The 8,142-nt window shown below is 59.8% G+C and carries 8 protein-coding genes; all 8 read right to left on the bottom strand.

Translation table 11 applies throughout. The annotated features are described in order from the left end of the window. Window positions 1-125: 125 nt before the first annotated feature. Complete coding sequence (locus J0I64_RS07325; RefSeq protein WP_291406940.1) at window positions 126-1,256, bottom strand: lipid-A-disaccharide synthase; 1,131 nt, start codon at window positions 1,254-1,256, stop codon at window positions 126-128. Further along, window positions 1,257-2,066, bottom strand: a complete 810-nt coding sequence (gene lpxA / locus J0I64_RS07330; RefSeq protein WP_291406941.1) for an acyl-ACP--UDP-N-acetylglucosamine O-acyltransferase — start codon at window positions 2,064-2,066, stop codon at window positions 1,257-1,259. Further along, on the bottom strand, window positions 2,063-2,539 hold the full coding sequence (gene fabZ, locus J0I64_RS07335) for a 3-hydroxyacyl-ACP dehydratase FabZ (protein WP_291406942.1): 477 nt from the start codon (window positions 2,537-2,539) through the stop codon (window positions 2,063-2,065). Before fabZ ends, lpxA begins: the two co-directional genes overlap by 4 nt. Further along, window positions 2,536-3,564 (bottom strand): UDP-3-O-(3-hydroxymyristoyl)glucosamine N-acyltransferase, encoded by a 1,029-nt coding sequence (gene lpxD, locus J0I64_RS07340; RefSeq protein ID WP_291406943.1) that lies wholly within the window; start codon window positions 3,562-3,564, stop codon window positions 2,536-2,538. Before lpxD ends, fabZ begins: the two co-directional genes overlap by 4 nt. A gap of 72 nt (window positions 3,565-3,636) precedes the next feature. Then, on the bottom strand, window positions 3,637-5,751 hold the full coding sequence (gene bamA, locus J0I64_RS07345; RefSeq protein WP_291406944.1) for an outer membrane protein assembly factor BamA: 2,115 nt from the start codon (window positions 5,749-5,751) through the stop codon (window positions 3,637-3,639). 181 nt (window positions 5,752-5,932) lie between these two features. Then, window positions 5,933-7,045 (bottom strand): RIP metalloprotease RseP, encoded by a 1,113-nt coding sequence (gene rseP, locus J0I64_RS07350; protein ID WP_366933715.1) that lies wholly within the window; start codon window positions 7,043-7,045, stop codon window positions 5,933-5,935. A 66-nt stretch (window positions 7,046-7,111) separates the two neighbouring features. Beyond that, window positions 7,112-7,969 carry a phosphatidate cytidylyltransferase gene (locus tag J0I64_RS07355; RefSeq protein WP_291406946.1) on the bottom strand — a complete coding sequence of 286 codons (858 nt, stop codon included), beginning with the start codon at window positions 7,967-7,969 and terminating at the stop codon, window positions 7,112-7,114. Continuing rightward, a partial coding sequence (locus J0I64_RS07360; protein WP_291406947.1) for an undecaprenyl diphosphate synthase family protein occupies window positions 7,969-8,142 on the bottom strand: 174 nt, incomplete at its 5' end. The genes J0I64_RS07360 and J0I64_RS07355, both read right to left, overlap by 1 nt.

An 8,142-nucleotide genomic window follows, 5' to 3' on the forward strand; every position in this document is an offset into this window, starting at 1 on the left:
GCGATCCGCAGAAGAAGATTGGCCGCCCGCGCCAGCTCTATAACGGCTCCGTCGCCCGGGACTATGCTCCCATCAGCGGCCGCTAAGCCTGAAACGAAAATGACCCCGCTTCGGCGGGGTCATTGCTATTTGGAAGGCCAGTAGTTCAGCACGCGCTCGGCTGGATCGACCCGCGGGTCCTCCGGAGTGCCCGCTTCCATCAGACGACTTATGGTTGCGAACCCGGCGACCTGTGCGTCAGCGGCTTCCGATCCATCGAGCAGCGCCTTGGCTGCGGCCACGAGAGCATCTGGATCGGGCTCCAACTGAAGGATCTCGGGCACCAACGCCTGACCGAGAATGATGTTGGGCAGCGAAGCGAATTTCACCTTGTACTTGAACCAGCGCTTGGCTTGGCCTTTGTCAGCCACATAGGTGGTCACCATGGGCACGCCGGCCAGGGCCAGCTCAAGAGTGACAGTGCCAGTCACCGCAACGGCCGCGATGGCTGCGGACATGGCCGAGGCCTTGCGCTCTTCGCCGCTGACCACTTGGATATCGACGGGCCAATCGGCCACGCGCTCCTTCAGCGATGCTTCAAGACGGCGTGGCGTCGGCAGGATGAAGCCGGTGACGCGCGGATGCGAGGAGAGCTTCTGGGCGATTTCCTGCATCAGCGGCAAGTGACGCCTTAGTTCGCCATCCCGGCTGCCGGGCAGTAGTAGAACCGGCCCATGCTCCGGAATGTCCGCTCGAAACGACAGCGCATTGACCGCCGGATGGCCGACATAATGTGTTTCCGGGCCGCCGGCGCCGCGCATGAAGGCTGGCTCAAACGGCAAAACAGCCATGACCTCGCGAAAATGCGGATTGAGGTGCTGCGCTCTTTCGGGCTTCCAGGCCCACGCCGCAGGTGCGACGCAAAGCAGGACGGGAATATCGGGAGCGGCCTTGTAGACCTGTTTGGCCACGATCTCGGAAAACACCTGGGAATCCACCAGGACCACGACATCTGGCCGTGCCTTAACGATGTGGCGGGCCACCTGGCGCGAACGCCAAAGCAGCTTCGGCAGGCGAGGCAGGACATCCGCCCAGCCCATAACCGAGAGCTCGTTCATGTCGAAGAGCGACTTCAGGCCGGAAGCCGCCAAGGCTTCCCCGCCGACGCCACTCACCTCCACCGGGTTTCGCTCACGCAGACGACGCACCAGGTCCGCCGCTATCCGGTCGCCCGATGGTTCGCCCGCAAGAACGAAGAGCCGAAGGGCGGAGGTCACTTATTCCTCGTCCGCTTCGGGGCGCGGCAGGCACAGAGGACGATCCTTGGCGCCCGTGATGAACGACACGACGTCCTGCACCAGGGTGGCGTCCTTGAACATGACGGCCGCGTCGTCGACGCGCTCACGAAGCGTCCCTTCGTTGGAAAAGATCATGCGATAGGCCGCGCGCAGCGAATGTATCGCATCGCGTTCGAAGCCAGAGCGCTTCAGGCCAACCAGATTGAGGCCCGCCAGGCGCGCACGGTTACCGAGCGCCATGCCGTAGGGGATGACGTCGGCATCGATCATACTCTGAGCGCCGATAAAGGCATGCGCACCGATGCGGACGAACTGGTGAACGCCGCACAGTCCGCCGAAGCGAACGTAGTCCCCGATAATCGCATGGCCGGCGATGCCGACATAGTTCGCAAGGACGACGTTGTTGCCTATCGTTGCGTCGTGCGCCACGTGTGAACATGCCATCAGCAAGCAATCGTTGCCAACCTTGGTCACCATCCCGCCACCTTCGGTACCGGGATTGATAGTCACCGACTCTCGAATGGTGCAGCGTTCGCCGATTTCCACGCGCGACTCTTCACCGTGGAACTTCAGGTCTTGCGGCTGGTGCCCGACGGAGGCGAAGGGAAAAATCTTCGTACCAGCGCCTACAGTCGTTCGTCCTTCGACGACGGCGTGAGAAATCAGTTCGACATTGTCGTTCAGGACGACATCGTCGCCGACAATGCAGAATGGGCCGACCTTGACGCCTTTTCCGAGCTTGGCACCGCTTGCGACAATCGCTGTCGGATGGACGTCAATGTCAGTCACTCGGTCGCCTCGACAATCATGGCAGTAAGTTCAGCTTCGGCAATAACGACACCATCAACCTTGGCTTCGGCGCGATAGCGGCCAACGGTGCGACGACGGTGCAGCTTGGAAATATGGTACTCGATCGTATCGCCAGGGCCGGCCGGTTTGCGGAAGCGCGCACTATCGATGCCTAGCAGCATGACAATGCTCTTGCTGTCGCCTGACGCGTCATACTTGATGACGATGGCACCGGCAGTCTGTGCCATGCCCTCGAGGATTAGCACGCCCGGGAAGATCGGGTTGTTTGGGAAATGGCCCTGGAAGATTGGCTCGTTGAACGTGACGTTCTTGATGCCGACCGCAGAATCGTCGCCCTTGATATCTACGATGCGGTCAATCATCAGCATGGGATAACGATGCGGCAAAGCCGCAAGGATATCCGTGATGCTCATCGCATCGAGTTCAGTCGTCGCGCTAACCGTATCCGTCATCCCCGCCTGTCCCCTTTGGTCAATTTCCTCAACGTGGCGAGTTCTCGCCAAAAATCCATCAAGTCCTGAGCCGGAGCCCCACCGAGCTTGGAACCCGCAGGCCAGTCCTTGGTCACGGCGGCACGACCGTAGACGACAGTCCCTGCCCCGATCTTGAGATGGCCGGAGGTGCCCACGCCTCCGCCCAGCAACACACCGTCTTCCAGGATCGTCGACCCAGACAGACCGCTCATACCAGCAATAAGACAATTGCGACCGATACGGCAATTGTGGCCGATCTGAACCAGATTATCGACCTTGGTCCCCTCGCCGATCACGGTATCACCAAGAGCGCCGCGATCGACGGTGCTGTTGGCGCCGATTTCGACGCGGTCTTGAATTATCACGCGGCCGAGCTGCGGAATCTTGCGATTGCCCTGACCGTGGTCGAGCCATCCAAAGCCTTCCGTCCCGACGCGAACGCCAGAATGCAACACGACCTCATTTCCGAGATGTGCGCAATCTATGGTGCAGTTGGCCGCGATAACGCAGTTCCGACCGATAGTGACGCCGGGGCCGATGACGGTATTGGCACCGATGATGGTGCCCCGACCAATTTCGACGCCGTTGCCGACAACGACATTGGAGCCGATGGTCACATCGCGCTCGAAAACCGGCGGACCAAGATCGTCCCTGCCACCGGCAATGATCGTCTTGGTGCTTGCCGGGTAGAGGCGGTCAAGAATTTGGGCAAACAGCACGTGCGCGCGCGGCGCGACAACAGCCTGGGTGTTTGCGGGTACCTTTGCCTGCAGCGCCGGACTGACGATGGCAAAACCGGCACCGGTTCGCTTCAGGTCATCGGCGTAGGCAGACTGCGCTGCCAGCGCAATATCGTCCGGCCCTGCCAGTTCGAGTTCCGAGACGCCGCCTACAAGGCGATTGGGATCGGCAAGGCTTGAGACCAATTCGCCATGTCCGAGTTCAGTCAGCAATGCGCCAACAGAAATAGGTCCGGCAAATCGGTGAAATCGGGTATCGACCATGAGATCACTTCAAAAGAAAGAGCCGCGGTGCTACCGCCCCGCGGCTCGATGACTTCTTCCACGTTGCTCGTACTAGAGCAAGGTCTGAAGGGTGATCTGGAAGACCTGTGTACGGTCTGCCGTCGACTTGTTGATAACGTGGGAAACGTCGCCCCGCAGCGGACCAAACGGAGAGTCCCAGATCAGCGAGGCACCGATCGACGTACGGAGCGGCGTATCCTGGCTCGCAGGATCGAGCGCGCCAGTACCGGTGCCCGGCAGACCGTCGATCCAGGCAGCATCAGCCCAAAGCGCACCGCTCAGGCCATAGCTTTCCGGAAGGGCTGGAATGGGGAACTGAATTTCCGCAGACACGCCTGCATACATCGTCGAACCGAGGTATTCGCCGGACGCTAGACGCGGACCAACGCCACGACCTTCGAAGCCGCGGATGAGGTTCGGACCAGCCGAGAAGGATTCGACCGCATGGACAGAACCACCGTCGAGGCTATTCACGATACCAGCCTGACCACGAACGCTGGCCACGATACCGCTGTCTTCGAGAAGCGGCATGAAGTAACGGCCGCGCGCTTCGGACTTCAGCAGATTGTGGTCCCAGCCGATATACTGCTGGGTAAAGGTCGCATAGAGCCCCTGCGTTGGCTTCTTGACATCGTCCAAGCCATTCCATGTCAACGTATAGCCGACAAAGGCCTTGTTGAATTCCTGGCCGTCAGTGACCAAGGCAGATTTCGGGTTATCAGTATCTTTGATGGTCTTGCGCTCGTAGCCACCGAACACGGTCGCATTGAGCGCGCTCGTGATCGGCATGCCGAAACGAACCTGCCCGCCGGTCGACTGAGAGCCATAGAAGCTCGCAGATGTCTCATCGGAAATGCGGTGATAGGCATCAAGACCAGCCGACACCTTGAGCCCCATGAAGCGCGGCTCGGTGAAGGAGAAGTCGAAGGTGCGGCCGGACTGCGTCGCGCCGATGGCAGCGCGCAGATACTGGCCACGACCGAGGAAATTGCGCTCGGTCAGGGAGACTTCGCCCAAAATGCCGTCGCTGGTCGAATAGCCGGCGCTGGCGCCGTATTCACCGGTCGAGGATTCGGCAACGTTGATGTTCAGCACAACCTTGTCGGGCGAAGAGCCCGGGGCGGTGGTGACTTCAACCTTGGAGAAGTAGCCCAGACCCTGGATGGAGTCACGGCCACGGATCACCATGGAGCGGTTGAACGGATCACCTTCACCGAAAGCCAGTTCGCGACGAATAACGAAGTCGCGGGTCTTGGTGTTGCCGGTGATGTTGATGCGCTCGACATAGATACGAGCGCCTTCATCTACCAGATAGGTGACGTTGAACGTGCCGGAGGCGACATCGCGATCGAGGCGAGCACGGACGTCAGCGAAAGAATACCCCTGAGCAGTGGCTTCGTAAGCCATGTTCTCGATGGTCTTCTGCAGGTTGGAAACCGAGTACTGGTTCCCCTTGCCCGTCTGGACAGTCGAGCGCAGCACATCGGTGTTCAGACCATTGATGCTGGTCTCGATGCCGACATTACCAAACTGGTAGCGCTGGCCTTCGTTGATGGTGAAGTTGACGAAGTACGCATTCCGCGCCGCATCGTACTCGGCGACAGACGTGACCTGCGCATCGGGATAGCCGCGGTTGGCGTAGTAGAGGCGAATGCGCTCGCGGTCGACTGCAAGCTTTTGCTCGTCATAGGTATCGTCACGCAGGAGCCAGCTGAGAATGCCGGTTTCCTTCGTGAGCATGGCACCCTTGAGGTTGCCACCATTGATTGCATTATTGCCAGTGAAGTTGATCGCAGCGATACCAGCGCGCTCACCTTCATTGACCTGGAAAACTACGCGGACGCGACCGTCAGCGGTAGCCTCGGTCCGCGACGTCACCGCCACGCCCAGGAAGCCATCGCGATCGTATGCCTGACGGATGCTCTCAACGTCAGCCGCAACGCGCTGTGCCGTGTAAATGCCGGAGGCAGAAACATCGACCATCGCCAGGAGCTGGGCATCAGAGAAGCGGCGGTTGCCTTCGAAGAGGACCGAACCGACCAACTGCTCCTGAGCCTGCGCAGCAACCACGCCCAGCACCGGGATCCCGGCTCCAACCATGGGACTAGCACCCATGATCGCGATCACTGAGACAGCGCCACGCATCAGCTTGGTGGGGTTAATCATATTGTTATTGCCTTCTGCGACCTGCCCGGAGAATCGTCATACGCCGCTCCCCCAAGCTAACTCCATTGGAGTGTTTTACTGTTTTTTTAACCACGGACAAGCGGTAAGCCCGGACGCAGTTAGCAATTCATTGGCGCGCGTGTATTCGTGCAACACCTTGCGAACCAAGGTTAACCATGACTTAGCGCAGGATACCGAAATGGTCAAAGACGGTGTCGTTGAACAGCGTAAAGACCATCAGCGCCAGTACCAGCGCGAATCCGAAGCGAAACCCCATCTCCTGCACGCGCATGCTGAGAGGACGTCCGCGAACGGCCTCGATGAAATAATACAAGAGATGGCCGCCGTCGAGCATGGGAACAGGCAAAAGATTGAATATCCCAATGTTGAGAGAAAGCAGCGCCATCAGATTGATGAGCGCAATGACCCCAAGAGTGGCCACTTCTCCTGAAACCTTGGCCACTTTCACCGGGCCGCTCAGCTGCTGGACATCCCCTTTGCCAACAAAGAAATCGCCCAGGAACGCCCCTGTTCGCTGGATGATGAAGCGGATTTCTTCCACGGTCATGCCAACCGCTTCGATCGGGCCGGGACGGTAAAGCTCAACATCGGCCTGTTCGATGTCGCGGCTTACCCCGATACGGCCAATCCGCTGATCGTTGCCGAAACGGTCCTGAATCACGACGGGTTCGGGTGTCAGCTTGAGTGTCTGCTTGGAGGCGCCGCGCTCGATCTCGATCGCAACTTCCCGAGCGGGGCTGGTTGCGACATAGCGCTGGAAGTCCTCAAAGCCGCGCACGGCGTAGCCGTCTACCGACAAGATCCTGTCGCCGGGCTCGAATCCGGCTGATTCTGCGACTGATCCCGCGATGACTTCGCCAATGACGGCCGGCACGGTGTAGCGGCCGTAACCGAGCAGCAGCGCATAAAGAATAAGGAACGTCAGCAGCACATTGGCGATGGGGCCGGCAGCCACGATGGCGATGCGTTGCCAGACCGACTTGTTGACGAAAAGCCGCGGAGCCAGCTCGGGGTCCTGGAGCTCAGGCGCGTCTGGATCCGGCATGCTTGAGGCATTCATGTCGCCGGCAAAGCGGACGTAACCACCGAGGGGAATCGCCGAAATTTTCCAGCGGGTGCCGTGCTTGTCGTTCCAGCCAATCAGCTCGCGGCCAAAGCCGATGGAAAAGGCCTGTATGGCCACGCCATTCCAGCGCGCCACAAGGTAGTGGCCCATCTCATGAACAAAGACGATGACCGTCAGAACCGCCAGAAACGGAATGACATAGGACAAGAGCCAGGCAACATATTCAAACATCGTCATTTCCCAGCTGAGGCAGCCTAGCTGCCGAGGCGGTCGTCACCAATAGAGCAGGCCCTCGGCCACCGAACCGATTCCGCCGTGCAGAGCCCCGATGATCAAGACCAGAATGATGCCGAATGTGAGGCTGTCGAGCCGGTCCATCAAGCCGCCGTGGCCGGGGATAATGTCGCCGCTATCCTTGATCCGGAAGTGGCGTTTTACGGCGCTTTCGCTGAGATCGCCCAGCTGGCCAAGAATGCTGATCGAAATCGAGATCAAAAGCCCGATCCACCAGGGTGAATCTGTCAGCACGATCCAGACCACGAGGCCCGCCCCTGCCCCTAGCGCCAGCCCTCCCAGAGCACCGGACCAGGTCTTGGAAGGAGAGATACCAGGCGCCAGCTTCTCGCCGCCAATCTGGCGGCCCGTGAAGAAGGCGGCAGAATCAGTCATCCAGACCACTGTGCCGAGGAATATGCCTGCCCATATGCCGACGTAACCGTCCCCCCGCATCAGGACAGCCGACAGAATCAGAAGGCCGAACAGGACGAGGCCGGCAATCCGCCAGGCAACGAGCTCACGCCCCATGAAGACGGCCAGCACACAGGCGGCCAGAATAGTCGCGGCGAGCCCCCAGATGCCCAGGAGCGGAAAGACCAGCCCAGATAGGCCCACAAGGCCAATCAGCGCCATGCCAGGAACGGTCAGGGGCGCCCGCGAAACCATGGTCTCCCATTCGCGGTACGCGCCCGCATAGACGGCCCCTACGACACCCGAGAAAAAGTAGCTGCCAAGATAAAGCGCAGTCGCCGTTATGGCGATGAGCACCATTGCGGAAATAAAGCGCGGGCCGACATCGGCCCAATTGCGACGTTGGGTGACAGTCGGTTTCGCCGCTGGTTCACGAGGCTCCATCAACTGCCGGTTGCGCCCAAACCGCCATAGCGCCGATCGCGCAGAGAATAGGCTTCCAACACCCTGAGGAAGCTGGCCTCGTCGAAGTCCGGCCAGTTTTCGGGCACGAATACGAGTTCAGAGTAGGCAGACTGCCAGAGCAGAAAATTGGAAAGCCGCTGTTCACCGCTGGT

The organism is Devosia sp. (genome assembly GCF_017307565.1).
Taxonomy (GTDB): domain Bacteria; phylum Pseudomonadota; class Alphaproteobacteria; order Rhizobiales; family Devosiaceae; genus Devosia.